Consider the following 16,112-nt stretch of genomic DNA (forward strand, 5'->3'; position numbering starts at 1 on the left):
GTTCCGACGCAAGAGCGATTCTGCGCCCGACATGCACTTTGTTGCATCTCGACCGATGCGCGCTGAACGCGCCTTGCCGGAAAGTGGCTGCAGAGGAATGGGACAACCTGCCGCATCTTGCGGACCGAGGCGTCGGCGATGAACGGTCAGGTTGCCGCTCGCGCACTCTTACAACTCATCGCTCTCCCCGCAGCTAGCGGAGAGAGCGAGAAGAGGTATCGAGCTAGACGATTCAGTGCGACGTCATCTGGTGTGCAAGATCGTCGGTGTCGGCGGTGGAGGCTTCGAGCGCCGCCATGCGGAACAGATAAGCAAGCGTGGCATGACCGGAATCGTCAGCCATCTGCGCGAGCTCGAGTGCCATGTCGGACATGTAGCCGAGATTCTTTTCCTTCGTCTTCATCTTCAGTTTCGCGATGATCTGGGCGTCTCGCATCATGTTCGACATCTCAGGCAATCTTTCGTTGCGCGGCTGCACCGCCGCAAATGTTGGCACGGGCGACGGCGTCAAGGCGTGGGCCGTCCTGGCGTACGATGGCGGTCGTCCCGATGCGCTCGTGGAGGGCATCGAGCGTCTCCTGGCGGATGTCGATCGTGGCCGCCATGGTCCAGGCGCCGTCGACAACCGCCGGCAGTCCCAGTGGCGTGATGACGAAGCCGGCTTCCTGGAACCGCGGCAGCCACCACGTCTCCATGATGGCGCTGACCTGGGCGATGCCCTGGTCGAGACAGAACTCCTGCACCGCCGCCATCAGTTGCAGATTGAGAACACCGTCACGGCGGTCGCGCACGACGAAGTAGCGCGACCACTCCCAGATCAGCGGATCGACGGGGTAGCCGCGCACCGCGGCCAGATGCGGGAACACCTCGCTCATCATCGACGGCTTGGTCGTTGGATAGAGCCGATGGCCGCCAACCACGCGGCGGTCTTCCAGCGCCAGCAAATAGACCGTGTCCTCGTCATCGTAGGAATCGATCTCGCGACCGTCGGGCTTGCGCAGCGTCTCCCACCTTCGTTCATCGACGAAGATGTCGTGGCGCAGGTGGAAGTGCTGCTCGACGACATCTTCGTAGAGGTGACGATTGACCGCAGAAATTGCGTGGATCATGAACGCCCCCCATCCTTCGGAGATGAGGGCAGAGTCCGCGAAAAGGTGGAGACCCGGTATTGGGAAATTTCCCAGTGCGGTGCTTACGGATTGATGATCTTGCTGCGAATTGCCAGCGCGACCGCATGCGTGCGGTTGACGGCACCGAGCTTGCGCGCAGCGGTTGCAAGATGCTCTTCCGCGGTGCGCTGCGTGATGTGCAGGATCTCGCCGATCTCCCAGGCGGACTTACCTTGCGACGCCCAGGCAAGTACCTCACGCTCGCGCGGCGTGAGCAGCGCGGGCGCCGCGGAGCGCGGATCGAGCAGACGACGGATGCGCTCGAATCCGTACATCGCCATCAGATGTAGCGCCGGCTTGCTGCGGGCATTGAGATCAAGATGGACACCGCCAAGCGAAACTGCGGCCTCGTAGCCCGTGAGCCCGTGGATCGGCACGACGAAGCCGCGCGACATCCGGAAATCTCCGGCACGGTTCATGACCTCGGCCGCGGCCGGCTCATCCTCGCTGTCATAGGGCGCTTCCGACCATTCGAACGGATTGACCGATTGCCGGCACATCCGCACCACAGGATCGACGCGGTCGTAGTTCTTTTCGGTGTAGAGCCTGAACCATTCCGGCGGCCAGCGCTTGGCGAGCACCATCTGAGCAAAGCGCTGATCGGGGTTCGGCAGTCCCGTCACGATGATGGTCTCGAAGCCGAACCGACCGAACGCCGTCTCGAGCGCGCCCATGGCATCCGGAACCTTGCTGTAGGCTTCCAGGCCTTCGATGAAATCGAGCGCTTCTCGGCCATAGTCCACGGCGGACATTGGTTCGTTCCTGCCCCCTGGCTGCGTCGATTGCTTTGTAGCCCGACTCGGCCATCGCCTCAATGCGTGCCCCCGTAGTTTCACGGCCGTAGCACGCTCTCAAAGATTCAATCTACTTGTGGAAGAGGGAGGGTCAAGATACAGCTCCATCGTCTGGAGCGGGAAAGCCACGATGGAAGATGAGAACATCGCCCTCAACAGCGTGCTCGGCCTGGAACTCAACCGCGTGTTCTTCGCTGTCCGCGAGACCGCGAACAAGCACAAGATCATCGAGTTCGCGCGCAAGGTGCTGGAAAGCGAACGCACCGAGCTGCCTGACAGCGTTTCGCCCGACGGGCCCGTGCGCTAGAACGCAGTTGCAGCAACCGCACGGTTGAGCGGCTCGCGCAAGCTACGGCCGCTTTTCAATTCGAGCGCACTAATTTTAATCGAAACAATCTCACCACGAATTTTGGCTTTCCCTTCTCGCTCGTGAGAGAGCATTACAGATTCCGAACTTGTGCACGTTGACAGGCATTTCCGCTGGATGACATGACGCCTGTCGTGAAATGATCGACACTCACGATCGTCGGTCGGGATTGTCCTAGAGCATGATGACGCTGCGCCAGGTTGAAGTGATCCGCGCCGTGATGGTGACGGGGACCATTGGCGGCGCGGCGAAGCTGTTGAACGTCTCGGCGCCCGGCATCAGCCGTCTCGTCAAATACACCGAACGCTCGCTCGGTATACGCTTCTTCCAGCGCCAGAACGGGCGCTACTTCCCGACGCCCGAGGCCGAAAACATCTTCGAGCAGATCAACGGCGTCTACAAGAAGGTCGACGATCTCTCCGAGATCATCTCCAAGATCGGCCGCGGCGGATTGTCGGAGCTGCGGATCGGCTCGGTACCGAGCATCTCGCAGGTGATGGTACCGCGCGCGATCGAGCGCGTCCGGCGGCGCTATCCGGATATCGGCATCGATATCAACATCCTGAAGCTCGAGGAGGCGATCGACTATCTCATGCTCGGCCGCGGCGAGTGCGTCGCGATGAGCTACCGCCTCGAACATTCCGGCCTCGATTTCATGCCGCTCGCTTCCGGTGAGCTCTATTGCATCGTGCCGCCCGGCCATGAGCTCGCCGGCCGCAAGCAGGTCTCGGCCGCCGAGATCACGCGCTATCCGCTGATCGGCATCGATCCGAACGATCCTTACGGGCGGATCATGGCCGAGATTTTCGCCCGGCACCGGCTCGACTACAACATCACGATCCGCGCCCGCTTCGGCACCACGGTGTGCGCGCTGGTGAAGGCGGGGCTCGGGATCGCGATCATCGACCAGTTCACGGTCGCCCATGGCGGCTATCCCGGCATCGAGCTGTTGAAGATCACCGAGCCGACGCGGTTCGACACCTATATCGCGGTCAAGCGCGGTGCGCCGCTTTCGCTCCACGTCGAATATTTCATCGAGCAGCTTCGCGCCGAGATGCGCGCGGTCGAGCCCTCGCGCAGTGGACAGAAAGGCACCGCGGCACGCGGGCGCAGAAAATAACATCATGTTAGGTTTGTAGGATGAATGGGTAATTGTGTTAGGCAGGGGACAGGCTATCGTCGGGCTTGAGCTTTGCCGATTTCCGCGCAACACCGCGTGGCAACACACACAAAGACCAATCCGGATCATGTCAACGCGCCGACCCGCCGCACCTCAGAAACTCCTCACCGGCCTGATCGGCGCGCCGATTAAGCATTCCGCCTCCCCCGCCATGCACGAGCGCGCCGCCGAGGCGCTGGGACTGCGCGGCCACTACCAGCTCATCGAGGTCGCCGGCGCGGATGCGGCCGGGCTCCGAATGATGCTCGAGGGGGTGCGGCGCCTCGGCTTTGCCGGCGTCAACGTCACCTATCCCTACAAGGAAGCGGTGGTGCCGCTGCTCGACGAGCTTGCGCCGGGCGCAGCCGCCATGGGTGCGGTCAATACCGTCGTCGTCCGGGATGACCGGCTGATCGGCCACAACACCGACACTACGGGGTTTGCCCGCGCGGTGGCGCCGCTGCTGGCGCAAGCGGGCAATGCGGTCGCCGTGATCGGTGCCGGCGGCGTCGGCAAGGCCATCGCCTTTGCGCTGGCGAGCCAGCAAGTCTCCGACATCCGCATCGTCGACAGCGAGCCGGCGCGGGCCGAGAAGCTCGCCTCGCTCCTGACCGCGAACGGCGCAAGGGTCGCATCGAGCATCGAGGACGCGCTCGAGGGCGCAACCGGCCTGATCAACGGCACGCCGGTCGGCATGCTGCCGAACCGGGACACGCCGGTGCCGACGGCGCTGCTGCGTGCAGACCTATGGGTCGCCGATGCCGTCTATTCACCACTGATCACCCCGCTGCTCGCGGCCGCGCAGGCCAAGGGTGCGCGGATCATGACCGGGCGCGAGCTCGCGATCTACCAGGCTGCGGACGCCTTCGAACTGTTCACCGGCCTTGCCCCATCGACCGAGGTCATGGGAGAGGCTTTTGACGCCGTGATGGCGGCGCGCAGTGCCGCCTATCAGGCAGCTTGACGGAAAGCGGCCGGACACAAGGCCGCTTGCATAACTGAAGAGAAACCGGAGGAGTGAGATGAAATCAACATTACTGGGCGCCCTGTTTGCGGTTGCCATGGCAACGAGCGCCTTCGCGCAGCCGATCAAGCTGGCCGACGTCGCCGAGCTGTCTGGCGGCGGCGCTACCGTCGGCACCAACTGGAAGAACGGCATCGATCTCGCGATCGAGGAGATCAACGCCAAAGGCGGCGTGCTCGGCCGCAAGCTCGAGGTCACGCATGCCGACTCGCAGTCCAACCCGGGCGTGGCGCGCGCGCAGGTGCAGAAGGCGCTCGACGCCGAGCCCTATGTGCTGCTCGGGCCCGGCTATTCCGGCTCGGTGAAGGTCACCGCGCCGCTCGCCGCCGAAGCCGGCATCGCGCAGATCATGGGCGGCGAGGCCGCCGAGCTGACGCAGGCAGGCAACAAGTTCCTGTTCCGCACCTCGTTCGGCCAGCAATCCTCGATGCCGAAGGTCGCAAAATACATCCACGACGACATGAAGGCGAAGACGGTCGCGGTGGTCTGGGTCAATAATGACTTCGGCCGCGGCGGACGTGACGTGATCGTCAAGGAGCTCGACCGCCTCGGCTCCAAGGTCGTCGCCGATCTCTCGACCGAAGCCGGCCAGGCCGACTTCGCCGCCGACGTCGGCAAGATCAAGGCCGCCAATCCGGACGCCGTGTTCGTCTATCTGAATGAAGAAGAGAGCGCGCGCATCCTCAAAGAGCTGAAGCGCCAGGGCGTCACCGCGCCGCTGATGGGCGAGACCACGCTGATCGGCCAGAAGGTGATCGAGCTTGCCGGCGATGCCGCCAACGGCGCGCGCGGCCATGTCGGCCTCACCACCGACGCGCCGGTCGACCTGATCAAGGGCTTCCGCGATCGGTTCTCCAAGAAGTACAATTATGTGCCCGACCACAACGGCCTGAAGGGCTACCTCGCCGTCTACATGGTGAAGGCCACCACCGAGAAGATGGGCAAGGTCGACTCCAAGGCGTTCGCCGACACGCTGCACGGCCTGACCATCAAGGCTTCCGAGGAGCCGGGCATCCTGATGGACGTCACCTTCGACCAGAACGGCGACATCGACCGCCAGAGCTTCCTGGTCGAGGTCGTGGAAGGCAAGCAGGTCGTGAAGCAGGTGCTGCCGAAGCTGAAGTGAGCTTGTGCCCTACCCCTCTCCCCGCGCAGAGCGGGGAGAGGGAGCGATGGACCTGAATTCGCGTCGATCCAGTTCAATCGGGCTCTAAACGATCCAAGAAAACTCATGTCCAATCTGTTCGATCTTCTGGTCGCAGGACTTGCAACAGGCGCCATCTACGCTTTGGTGGCGGTCGGCTTCACGCTGCTCTGGCAGACCTCGCAGACCATCAATTTCGCGCAGGGCGAATTCGTGATGCTGCCGGCGTTTCTGATGCTGGCGGCGATGCATGTGGGGGCGCCGTTCTGGCTCGCCATCATCCTCGGCATCCTGCTCTCGATGATCCTGCTCGGCCTCGCCTTCAAGATGCTGCTGGTCGATCCGATGATGCGCCATGGCGTGCTGCCGCTGGCGATCGCCACCATGGCCCTCGCAATCGGCATCAAGGAAGCCGTGAAGCAGTTCTTCAGCGCCGAGGCGTCGCCCTTCCCCTCGATCGTCCCGACCGGTGACATCTCTGTCTTTGGACATGCCGTCTCGTTGCAAAGCATCGGTGTGCTCGTCGTCGCCATTCTCGCGGTGGTCGGGCTGACCGCGCTTCTGAACCGCACTTCGCTCGGCCACCAGATGCAGGCAGCAGCGCAGAACCCGACGGTGGCGCGCATCATCGGCGTGCCGGTCGAGCGGATGATCCTCCTGACCTTCCTGATCAACGCCTTCCTGGTCGCGCTGGCTTCGCTCCTGATCACGCCGATCTATCTGGCGAAATTCTCCTCCGGCGAGGTGCTGGGCCAGGCCGCCTTCATCGCCGCGATCGTCGGCGGCTTCAACCAGGTGCGCGGCGCGATCGCCGGCGGCCTCCTGATCGGGGTGCTCGACAATCTCGCGGCTGCCTACGTCTCGACGCAATATCGCGCGGCAGTGCCGATGCTCGTTCTGATCATCGTCATTCTGTTCCGCCCCCAGGGCCTGCTCGGCCGCGCCGAGGAGCGCACGGTATGACCGGATTTGCCAAGCCTCTGAAGATTGCACTCGGGCTCATCGTCATCGCCGCGCTGATCGTCGTTCCCATGAACTTCAACCGCTACGGCCTGTTCATCCTGAGTCAGTGGGCCGTGATGACGATCGCGGCGATGGGGCTCAATCTCACGCTCGGCTACGCCGGCCAGGTCTCGCTGGCGCAGGGCGCCTTCGTCGGCATCGGCGCTTACGCCGCTGCGATCATGACGACCCATGGCTGGCCGTTGCCTGCCGCGATCGTGGTCGCCATTGCGCTTAGCTTTACGGTCGGCTGGGTGCTCGGCTATCCGGCGCTGCGCGTGCAGCACCATTACCTCGCCTTCGTCACGCTCGCCTTCTCCACCCTCGCCTTCCTGGTGTTCCGCAACGAGAGCTGGCTGACCGGCGGCATCTACGGCATCTCCAATATTCCGCGGCCACATATTTTCGGCATCGCAACCAACAAGCCGCTGCCGTTCTACTATGTCTGCCTCGGCTCGCTCGCGATCGTCTCGCTCGCCGTGTGGTGGCTGATCCGTTCGCCCTGGGGCCGCGCCTTCATCGCGCTGCGCGAGAATCCGCTTCGCGCGCAGTCGCTCGGCGTCGACACCCGCCGCTACACACTGATGGCGTTCGCCATCGGTTCGGCGCTCGGCGGCGTCGCCGGGGCGCTCTACGCGCCGCTGACGCAATATATCGATCCGGTGCCGTTCAACCTGTCGCTCTCGCTCGACCTGTTGATGATGGTGATCGTCGGCGGCGCCGGCTTCTATTTCGGTCCCTTCCTCGGCGCGATGATCGCGGTGCTGCTGCCGGAATGGCTGCGCTTCACCGAGGGCTATTACCTGATGCTCTACGCGATCGCGGTAATGCTGCTGCTGATCTGGTCGCCGACCGGCATCCTGGGGATCCTCGATCGCTACATGGCCGCGCGGCGCACCAAGGCTGCGTCTGCGCTCAGGGCCGTCGCAAAATCCCGCCTGGAGACGGCGCAATGAGTGCGGTGCTCGAAGTCGCTGACATCAAGAAGAATTTTGGCGGCATCAACGCGGTCGATGGCGTCAGCTTCGATGTTCGCGAGGGCGAGATCCTCGGCCTGATCGGGCCAAACGGCTGCGGCAAGTCGACGCTGTTCAACTGCATCCTCGGCCAGCTCACGCCGAGCAGCGGCGAGGTCAGGCTCGACGGCAGGACAGTCACGGGCCTGCGCCCGTCCGAGCTCAACAAGCTCGGGGTCAGCCGGACCTTTCAGCTCCTGCAAGTGTTTCCAAAGCTCTCGGTGCGCGAGAACCTGATCCTTGCCGGGCAGGAGCACCAGGGCAACATGGCATCGCGCCTGGTCGGCCGCTCCGACGCCGGGCTGACTGATGCCGCCAACCAGATGATCGGCTTCTTCAAGCTCGACCATCTCGCCGCCGAGCCGGCCGGCGGCCTGTCCTATGGCCAGCAGAAACTGCTCGACGCCGCCATGGCCTTCATGGGTGGACCACGCCTGGTGCTGCTCGACGAGCCCGCCGGCGGCGTCAACCCGACGATGCTGTCGGACCTGAAGGAGCGCCTGATCGCGATCAACCGCGAGAAGAACGCGACTTTCGTGGTGATCGAGCACAACATGGAATTCGTGATGTCGCTGTGCTCGCGCGTGATGGTGATGGCGGAAGGCAAGGTGCTGGCGATGGGGCGGCCGGACGAGGTGCGCAAAAACCCCGCCGTGATCGAAGCCTATTTGGGACACTAGACCATGAGCGATCCGATCCTCTCGGTTCACAATCTCGTCGGCGGCTACGGCAAGATGACGATCCTGAACGGCACGACGTTTTCTGTGCCGCCGGCCACCATCACCACGATCATCGGCCCCAACGGCGCCGGCAAATCCACCGTGTTCAAGGCGATCTTCGGCCTCTTGAAGCTGCGCGAGGGCAAGATCAGCTTCGCGAACCGCGACGTCACCAACTTGAGCCAGCGTGCGCTGCTCAATGCCGGCATCTGCTACGTACCGCAGGGCCGTAATATTTTTCCCGAACTGTCGGTGCGCCACAATATCGAGCTCGGCGGCGTCGCGGCGGAGAAGGGCATCGACCTGCCCAGCCGTATCGAAGCCGCGCTCGACCTGTTCCCCGCGCTGCGGCGCAAGTCGGCGCAGCAGGCCTCGACACTGTCGGGCGGCGAGCAGAAGCAGCTCGAGATCGCGCGCTCGCTCCTGCTCGAGCCAAAGCTCGTGCTGATCGACGAGCCCTCGATCGGCCTGTCGCCGCTGATGGTGCAGCAGACTTTCGATATCCTGAAATCCTTGCGCGACCGCGGCGTGACGATTTTGATGATCGAACAGAACGCGCGCTCGGCGCTGGAGATCTCCGATTTCGGCATCGTGCTCGAGCTCGGCCAGACCCGCATGGTCGACAAGGCGGAGACGATTCTGAACGATCCGCGCATCGGACAATTGTTCCTCGGCGGCGCCATGGAGGAGACGGCAGCATGAACAAGCGCTCGATCGCAACGGTCTCGCTCTCAGGCGCGCTGGACGAAAAGCTCCGCGCTATCGCGTCGGCCGGCTTCGACGCCGTCGAGATTTTCGAAAACGACCTGTTGTCGTTCGGCGCGAGCCCGCGCGAGGTGGCTCGCCTCTGCAAGGATCTCAACCTCGAGATCTGCGCTTTCCAGCCGTTCCGCGATTTCGAGGGCATGCCCGAGCCACAGCGCTCGCGCAACTTTGCCCGCGCCGAGCGCAAGTTCGATTTGATGCAGGAGCTTGGCACCGACCTCCTCCTGATCTGCAGCAACGTCTCGCCGGCTTCGCTCGGTGGCATTGACCGCGCCGCGGACGATTTCCGCGAGCTCGGCGACCGCGCGGCCAAGCGCTCCTTGCGCGTCGGCTACGAAGCGCTGGCCTGGGGACGCCACGTCAACGACTATCGCGATGCCTGGGAGATCGTGCGCCGCGCCGACCATCCCGCGATCGGAGTCATCCTCGACAGCTTTCACGCACTGGCCCCAAGCTTCCCGACGCGTGCGATGGCCTCGATCCCCGGCAACAAGATCTTTCTGGTGCAGCTTGCCGATGCGCCGAAGCTCGAGCTCGACATCCTCTCCTGGAGCCGGCACTTCCGCTCGTTCCCCGGCCAGGGCGATCTGCCGGTCGGCGAATTCATGGAGGCGATCGCGGCGACCGGCTATGCCGGACCGCTGTCGCTCGAAATCTTCAACGACCAATTCCGCGCCGGCTCCGCCGCGCAGACGGCGACCGACGGCCTGCGCTCGCTGATCCTGCTGCAGGACCAGCTCGCGGCAAAATGGCCGAAGCTCGCCGGCAAGCAGCTAGCACCGAAGGCGAAGACCCGCGGCACCGGTTTTATCGAATTCGCCGTCAACGAGACCAAGGCGGCGGAGCTCGCCGGCCTGTTCTCGCAGCTCGGCTTCCGCAAGACCGGCAACCATCGCAGCAAGGCGGTGGAGCGCTGGACGCAAGGCGAGGTAGAGCTCGTCATCAACTGCGAGACCGACGGCTTTGCGCATTCGCATTACGTCACGCACGGTCCCGGCGTCTGCGCCATCGCGCTCGACGTCGACGATTCCGGCCGCGCCATGGCCCGCGCGGAGGCACTGAAGGCGCGCACCTTCTATTCTCCGGTTGGTCCGGGCGAGCTGGAGATCCCCGCCATCCACGGCGTCGGCGGCAGCCTGCTCTATTTTCCCGACCAGGCCGGCAAGAACTGGGATACCGATTTCGAAGAGGTCGCCAGCAACGCCGGCACCGACCAGCTTCTCGCGGTCGACCACATCGCGCAGTCGATGCCCTATGACGAGATGCTGTCCTGGCTCTTGTTCTACACCGGCATCCTCGATCTGACCCGGCTGCCGCAGATGGAGATCGCGGACCCCCGTGGCCTCGTGCAGAGCCAGGCGATCATCAATGGCGACCTGAGCCTGCGCTTCGTGCTCAACGGCTCCTCGGCCAATCGCACGCTGCCGGCGCGCTTCATCTCGGAGTTTTTTGGCTCTGGCGTGCAGCACATCGCCTTCTCCTGCCAGGATATCTTCGCGACGGTTGCCGCCATGCGCAAACGTGGCGCGGGGTTTCTGGAAATCCCTGACAATTACTACGACGACATCGAGGCCAAATATGATCTCGCGCCCGAGGTGATGGCGCTGCTTCGCGAAAATCAGATCCTCTACGATCGCGAGGGCGACGGCGAGTTCTTCCAGGTCTACACTCACATCTTCGACGAGCGCTTCTTCTTCGAGATCGTCGAGCGCCGCAATTATCAGGGCTTTGGCGCGGCGAATGCCGCGATCAGGCTTGCTGCACAGGCCCGCGAAGTGCGCCCCTCAAGCATGCCGCGCATCTGAGTGAATGCAGTTTGCGTCTGAAATAGAACCGCGCGACATCTCGCGACGGGCCGATTGAATCAATCTGCGCTTGGTGCAACAGCAGGCGCGCAACCTCTGATGTGAAGAACGCTTAATGAGCGCTTAATGCTTTTGCGCAACTAATGGATCATCAGCGCGAAAGTACGTCTTAGTCACAAGTGCGAACCGAGCTCCGCCCCCGAGGAGGCGAATCGGATGGGACTGCTTTTCATTGGTGTGCTGGCCGGAATTTTGATCGGCTTTGGCTTCTTTGCGCCCTCTCAGGGTTACTTCCTGGGCTGCGGTCCGCAACCCTGTTTTGACAGAGTGTCAATGGCTCACCCGCCGGCAGCCAAGCCTGTTGCCCTCGGGCCGGATCCCTTGATTGCCAGAGCCAGTCCTGCGAGCGCGACGCGGTCGAGCAAGAGACCATCGGAGCAGCATCGCGGCCGCGCTAAACTGGCCAAGGCAGCGCCTCCGGCGACACGAATCCATGTCGCGTCATCCAATCCGGCAGCGGAAGCTTCCGATTCCGTATTGAATAAGGCAAAGGCTTCGATCGCAGCAAAGATGGAGGACCCGAACTCCGCCGAATTCAGCGATATGAAGCGGGCCATCAGGAAGAATACATTGGGGCGTTCCGTGGATACCATTTGCGGGCGCGTCAAAGGGAGGAATGCGTCAGGCGAGGAGACCGGGGAAAGGCCCTTTCTCTATCTCGTGAAGGAGAACGACGCCTATGTCGTCGACGGACCGGCAAGCTCGGCGGCGGCGATCGCTTATCGCAACATCTGTAACTAGAGCATGAGGTGGAAAGCGAACCAAAGATCGCAAAGGTTTGCGCGCGATCGAAGACCGGAAGGCCATCGCGAGGCGCGCGCCGTGCGATGAATTGCGTGGAAAGAATTGCGTGGAAAGAATTTCCTGGCAACTGAACTGACAGCTGCGCTCTGACCCAGAGTGCGCAGGCGGGACCGCAAGATGAATTGAAGCATCGGCTTTCCGATGTGCAACGTGTTGCGGTTACGGGAGTGAGGTGAGCTTACAGAGTTCTTTACATTCGAGGACATTATGCACGATAAGGTTCATTCCGCCGAGCGGCTCAACGAAACCCTCCAATTGCCCGTCCTGGTGCTGATCGAGCAACTCACGCTCACACGCACCAGCATTCTGAGCATTCTCAGGCGCGAACTGGCGTCACTTGAGATCGTCGACATCGCGACCACTCAGGGACTGGATTGCGTTCCCGCGCGGGACGTTCGTCTGGTCGCGCTGAGCATCGGGGACAAGGCGCCGGACGATCGCATCGTCGAGGACGACCTTGCGCTGATCGCGGAGTGCTGCCTGAACGCCTCCATCGCTCTCATCTCCAATCGTGACGACGAGGCCAGCGCACTGGCGGCAATGCAGCGGGGTGTGCGTGGTTTCTTCCCCACCTCGCTTCCCATTGAAGTCGCCGTTGCCGGCCTGCGCCTTGTTCTGGCCGGCGGGGTTTACAGGCCACTGCCGGTCATCGAGCTGGGCAAAGCACCCGGGCTCGACCAGCCATATCCTCGCGCACTTGGATCGGCGTACTCGAATGGTGACAGGAACACGCCCGACAGGAATGCGACCGAATTCACACCTCGCGAACAGCAAGTGCTGACGGAGCTGGAGCTCGGTCTGCCCAACAAATTGATTGCCGCCAAGCTGAACCTTTCCGAGAACACCGTCAAAATGCACATTCAGCACATCATGCGAAAATGCGCCGCCCGCAATCGCACCGAAGCCGTTCTTCGCTGGAGCGGTCGATTGTCGGCACACGGTCGCGATAGTGACACGAACGCCTCTTCAATTCCCGAGGCATAGATGCCCGCCCTGCGGCACTCAATCCTCGCGGAACGCGCCATGGAAACTGTCGAGCAGGGGTCTTAGCGCGTAAAGCGCGACTGAGCCACGCCCTGTCGTGATGAAAACCTGAACCGGCATCCCCGGAATGATCTGGATGTCGTTTGCGGCGATCTGCGCGTCGTCAATACGAATTCTCGTCGCGTAATATGGCAGGTCGGTCCGCTTATCGAGAAGCCGGTCGGCCGACACATGCGTCACGATTGCTTTCAGCCGCGGCACACGACGTTGATTGTACGGCAGGAGATGCACCTCGGCATTCAGGCCGGGATGAACCACGTCGATGTCCTCGGGCCTCAGGCGGGCTGTGACGATCAGGCGGTCCTGCCGGGGCACCAAGTCCATGAGCGGGGCACCCGCTCCGATCACGCCTCCCGGCGTATGTACCCGCAGATCGGTCACTACGCCGTCCTCAGGCGCCTTGATCTCTGTTCGTGACAACTGGTCCTGGGCCGCCGGCAACCGCTCGCGCAGCTGGAATATCTGGTTCTGTGCCTCGCGTAGTGCTTGTACGATCTCGCTCTGCCTGTCGCTCTCGAGCTTAACCAGATTTGCCTGCGACTCACTGATCACTTGCCCGGCGCGCGAGATCTGCGCGCCTATCTCGCCCCGACGCCCCTCGATATCCGCCAATTCCCGTTGAAGATTCAAAAGGCGCGGCCGCCGCTCGAGGCCCTTGCTGACGAGCGTGGCAACCATGTCGAGTTCCTCCCTGGCGATGTCGATTCGCTGCGCGACGGCAGCCTCCTGAGCCTTGAGGCCTTCGATCTCCTTTTCGACCTGCCCTCTCCTTTCCCGAAGCACCGCCACCTGCGACTGAAACACCTTCCGCCGCGCAGAAAAGACGGTCTGCTGCGCCGACAGAATGGTGGCAGCGGCCAGATTCGCGCTGGCAGCCTGCTCCAGCGTCTCCGAAAACGAGAGCTTCTCATATCCACGCTGCTCGGCCTCAAGCCGAGCTACACGTGCCATTGCATCCCACAGTTGGCCTTGAAGGCCTTGTACCTCGGCGCGAGCCCTCGTGTCGTCCAGCACGATCAATGCCTGACCGCGACGCACGACGTCGCCATCTGAAACCAGAATCCTCCCGATGATGCCGCCCTCCAGATGCTGGATGGTCTTGCGGCTCGATTCCGATTCCACGACGCCGGAAGCGATCGCCGCGCTCTCCAGCGGCGCAAGGCTCGACCATGTGCCGAGCCCCAGCATGAAGCCGAGCACGAGCAGATTGCCTGCCAGCGTCACGCCGCGGAGCTTCGTGCGTGGCGAGACCGGCGTCGGGGCCGTGCACCATGGAAACTCAAGAGGTTCGTAGTCGTCGATTGCGGTAATCACGATACCGAACCGCCGCCCGGCAGGTGGGGAGCTCAGCGGGGAGCGCGTGGCCTGTTTCCAGATCATGGGCGAACCGCTGGTCCCGGCACCTTGGCGGTCGCGGGTGCGCTCTCGCCCGGCACGACTTGCGATATCACCTGGGGCCTGCTCAGATGCCGCTCGAACATTTCCTCGCTTTCGCCGAACGCGACGACCGCGCCGCCTTCCATGATGGCAATCTTGTCCGTGGCTCCGAGGATTCCCATTCGATGAGTGACGACGACCACCATGGCATTGGCAATCTTCAATTGCTCGATGGCATCCAGCAGCATCCGCTCGCCAGCGTAGTCGAGACTGGCGTTCGGCTCGTCAAGAACGACGAGGCGCGGGCTGCGAAAAAAAGCCCGAGCTAGACCAAGGCGCTGGCGGTATCCGCGAGAAAAGGCCTCGCCCCCGCTGGCGACCACGGTGTCGTAAGCCTGCGGCAACCGCATGATCGCCTCATGTATGCCGACGAGCTTGGCAGTCTCGACGATCTCACGTGGATCGGCGTCTTCAAGCCGCGCGATGATCTCGTTGATCGTTTCGCCAAAAAGATTGATGTCTTGAGGCAGATATCCGAGATGGCGACCACCTCGCCCCTCCCGGAGCAGCGATACGTCGGCATTGTCGAGCAAGACACGACCGTGCGTCGGACTCGTGACTCCGGCAATGACCTGGCCAAGCAGCGACTTGCCCGAGCCGGATGGACCGATGATGCCAAGGCATTCGCCGGGCGCGAGATCGAACGAGACGCCTTGCAACAGAGATCTGTTGGTCCCGGGCAACCTCAGGCTGACGTTGTCGAGGACGAGACCACTCAGCGGCTGCTGGGCCGAGAATCCCGCATTCACTCCCGCGGCCGGGACTTGGGCGAGCATGGCGCCGAGCCGCCGATAGGCTTTCATGGCCGTCGCGAGCGATTTCCAGCTTGCAATCGCACCTTCGACCGGTGCGATGGCACGGCCGGACATCAGTGTCGCCACGAAAATAATCGCCGGGCTCTTGCCGTAGTCGAGCACGAGCCACGCTGCAGCTCCCATGATCACGACCTGAGACAGCGCACGCAACGGCTTGGTCACGAACATGATGAGCGCGTAGCGCGAGAGCGCAACATCGTGCTCTTTGCGTGCTTCTTGTGCATCGTTGTAGATCAGACGCGCCGTGCCATCCAACATCCCCATTGCGCGGATCAATTGAATATTGCCGAGCGCGGCTGCGAGCCGGCCGTAGCTCCTGGACAAGGCGGCGCCGGACCTGACCGTAGCCTCGTCCGTGAACAGGTCGCCTGCAAGCGTGAGGCCGAACAGCAGAACGACGCTGCAGGCCCCCACGACCCCAAGGAGGGGATGAACGAGAAAGAGGACACAGAGAAACAACGGCGTCCAGAGTGCATCGAACAGCAGCGGGCATGCGCTGGATTCAACGAACTGGCGCAGAGCGGTGAGATCACGATATGCGTCCGGCGACCGGACCCAATCGCCGCGAAAGGCGGATTCGAGGCACGCAGAAAGCACGCAGGGACGAAGTCTATCTTCAACCCACGCGCCGAGGCGGCCCAACAGGACGCGGCGCAATGCGTCAAACACTCCACCGACAGCGACCGTGAGCGCAACAATGAGGGTGAGCATCAGCAGCGTGTCGCCGCTCCGGCTCGACAAGACCCGATCGTAGATCTGAAGCAAGTAAATCGAGGGTGCAAACAGCAGAAGATTGTAGCTGCAGCTATACGCGAACACGAGACCAAGCGGGCCCGCGCAGGCCCAAAGCGCAGCCTCCAGGGGTGTCCGGGCTGGCGGCAGAAGCGGCGTTCGGAAGGGCGGCATCAGCATGTCTTGTCACCGCCGGAGATTGGGGTTGGTCCTCACGCCCGCCCATCGATCGACACGATGACGAACTCTTGGCGGA

The 16,112-nt window shown here is 62.9% G+C and carries 16 protein-coding genes; 11 read left to right on the forward strand and 5 right to left on the reverse strand.

Annotated elements, in window-relative coordinates:
• Positions 1–232 precede the first annotated feature (232 nt).
• The 3 genes from ACV1FX_RS22130 to ACV1FX_RS22140 all read right to left on the reverse strand — a co-directional run bounded on the left by ACV1FX_RS22130 (position 233) and on the right by ACV1FX_RS22140 (position 1,921).
• Positions 233–439 carry a hypothetical protein gene (locus ACV1FX_RS22130; RefSeq protein ID WP_473119671.1) on the reverse strand — a complete coding sequence of 69 codons (207 nt, stop codon included), beginning with the start codon at positions 437–439 and terminating at the stop codon, positions 233–235.
• 10 nt (positions 440–449) lie between these two features.
• Entirely contained in the window at positions 450–1,109 is a 660-nt protein-coding gene (locus ACV1FX_RS22135; RefSeq protein ID WP_473119672.1) for an acyl-homoserine-lactone synthase, read from the reverse strand.
• An 83-nt stretch (positions 1,110–1,192) separates the two neighbouring features.
• Entirely contained in the window at positions 1,193–1,921 is a 729-nt protein-coding gene (locus ACV1FX_RS22140; protein WP_473119673.1) for a helix-turn-helix transcriptional regulator, read from the reverse strand.
• 172 nt (positions 1,922–2,093) lie between these two features.
• On the opposite strand from ACV1FX_RS22140, the gene ACV1FX_RS22145 reads away from it, so the two are divergent.
• From ACV1FX_RS22145 to ACV1FX_RS22195, 11 genes are all read left to right on the forward strand, one after another.
• Positions 2,094–2,270 (forward strand): hypothetical protein, encoded by a 177-nt coding sequence (locus tag ACV1FX_RS22145; protein WP_473119674.1) that lies wholly within the window; start codon positions 2,094–2,096, stop codon positions 2,268–2,270.
• A 241-nt stretch (positions 2,271–2,511) separates the two neighbouring features.
• Positions 2,512–3,450 (forward strand): LysR family transcriptional regulator, encoded by a 939-nt coding sequence (locus ACV1FX_RS22150; protein ID WP_473119675.1) that lies wholly within the window; start codon positions 2,512–2,514, stop codon positions 3,448–3,450.
• Between the two features lie 127 nt (positions 3,451–3,577).
• Entirely contained in the window at positions 3,578–4,453 is an 876-nt protein-coding gene (locus ACV1FX_RS22155) for a shikimate dehydrogenase (RefSeq protein WP_473119676.1), read from the forward strand.
• Positions 4,454–4,511: 58 nt separating this feature from the next.
• Positions 4,512–5,639 carry an ABC transporter substrate-binding protein gene (locus tag ACV1FX_RS22160; RefSeq protein ID WP_473119677.1) on the forward strand — a complete coding sequence of 376 codons (1,128 nt, stop codon included), beginning with the start codon at positions 4,512–4,514 and terminating at the stop codon, positions 5,637–5,639.
• 105 nt (positions 5,640–5,744) lie between these two features.
• Positions 5,745–6,620: a branched-chain amino acid ABC transporter permease gene (locus ACV1FX_RS22165; RefSeq protein WP_473119678.1), complete on the forward strand. Its 876-nt coding sequence runs from the start codon at positions 5,745–5,747 to the stop codon at positions 6,618–6,620.
• Positions 6,617–7,615, forward strand: a complete 999-nt coding sequence (locus tag ACV1FX_RS22170; protein WP_473119679.1) for a branched-chain amino acid ABC transporter permease — start codon at positions 6,617–6,619, stop codon at positions 7,613–7,615. Before ACV1FX_RS22165 ends, ACV1FX_RS22170 begins: the two co-directional genes overlap by 4 nt.
• Positions 7,612–8,355: an ABC transporter ATP-binding protein gene (locus ACV1FX_RS22175; RefSeq protein ID WP_473119680.1), complete on the forward strand. Its 744-nt coding sequence runs from the start codon at positions 7,612–7,614 to the stop codon at positions 8,353–8,355. Before ACV1FX_RS22170 ends, ACV1FX_RS22175 begins: the two co-directional genes overlap by 4 nt.
• Before the next feature lie 3 nt (positions 8,356–8,358).
• Positions 8,359–9,096 (forward strand): ABC transporter ATP-binding protein, encoded by a 738-nt coding sequence (locus ACV1FX_RS22180; RefSeq protein ID WP_473119681.1) that lies wholly within the window; start codon positions 8,359–8,361, stop codon positions 9,094–9,096.
• On the forward strand, positions 9,093–10,964 hold the full coding sequence (locus ACV1FX_RS22185; protein WP_473119682.1) for a bifunctional sugar phosphate isomerase/epimerase/4-hydroxyphenylpyruvate dioxygenase family protein: 1,872 nt from the start codon (positions 9,093–9,095) through the stop codon (positions 10,962–10,964). Before ACV1FX_RS22180 ends, ACV1FX_RS22185 begins: the two co-directional genes overlap by 4 nt.
• A 216-nt stretch (positions 10,965–11,180) precedes the next feature.
• Positions 11,181–11,765, forward strand: a complete 585-nt coding sequence (locus ACV1FX_RS22190) for a hypothetical protein (RefSeq protein ID WP_473119683.1) — start codon at positions 11,181–11,183, stop codon at positions 11,763–11,765.
• Positions 11,766–12,035: 270 nt separating this feature from the next.
• Positions 12,036–12,812 carry a LuxR C-terminal-related transcriptional regulator gene (locus tag ACV1FX_RS22195; protein WP_473119684.1) on the forward strand — a complete coding sequence of 259 codons (777 nt, stop codon included), beginning with the start codon at positions 12,036–12,038 and terminating at the stop codon, positions 12,810–12,812.
• Between the two features lie 18 nt (positions 12,813–12,830).
• Here ACV1FX_RS22195 and ACV1FX_RS22200 read toward each other — a convergent pair whose 3' ends face one another.
• Both ACV1FX_RS22200 and ACV1FX_RS22205 read right to left on the reverse strand, forming a co-directional pair.
• Positions 12,831–14,252 carry an HlyD family type I secretion periplasmic adaptor subunit gene (locus ACV1FX_RS22200; RefSeq protein ID WP_473119685.1) on the reverse strand — a complete coding sequence of 474 codons (1,422 nt, stop codon included), beginning with the start codon at positions 14,250–14,252 and terminating at the stop codon, positions 12,831–12,833.
• A complete protein-coding gene (locus tag ACV1FX_RS22205; protein ID WP_473119686.1) occupies positions 14,249–16,036 on the reverse strand; it encodes a type I secretion system permease/ATPase in 1,788 nt (595 codons plus the stop codon). The genes ACV1FX_RS22200 and ACV1FX_RS22205 overlap by 4 nt, the downstream gene beginning before the upstream one ends.
• Positions 16,037–16,112: the final 76 nt, after the last annotated feature.

Source organism: Bradyrhizobium ingae, from assembly GCF_055791185.1.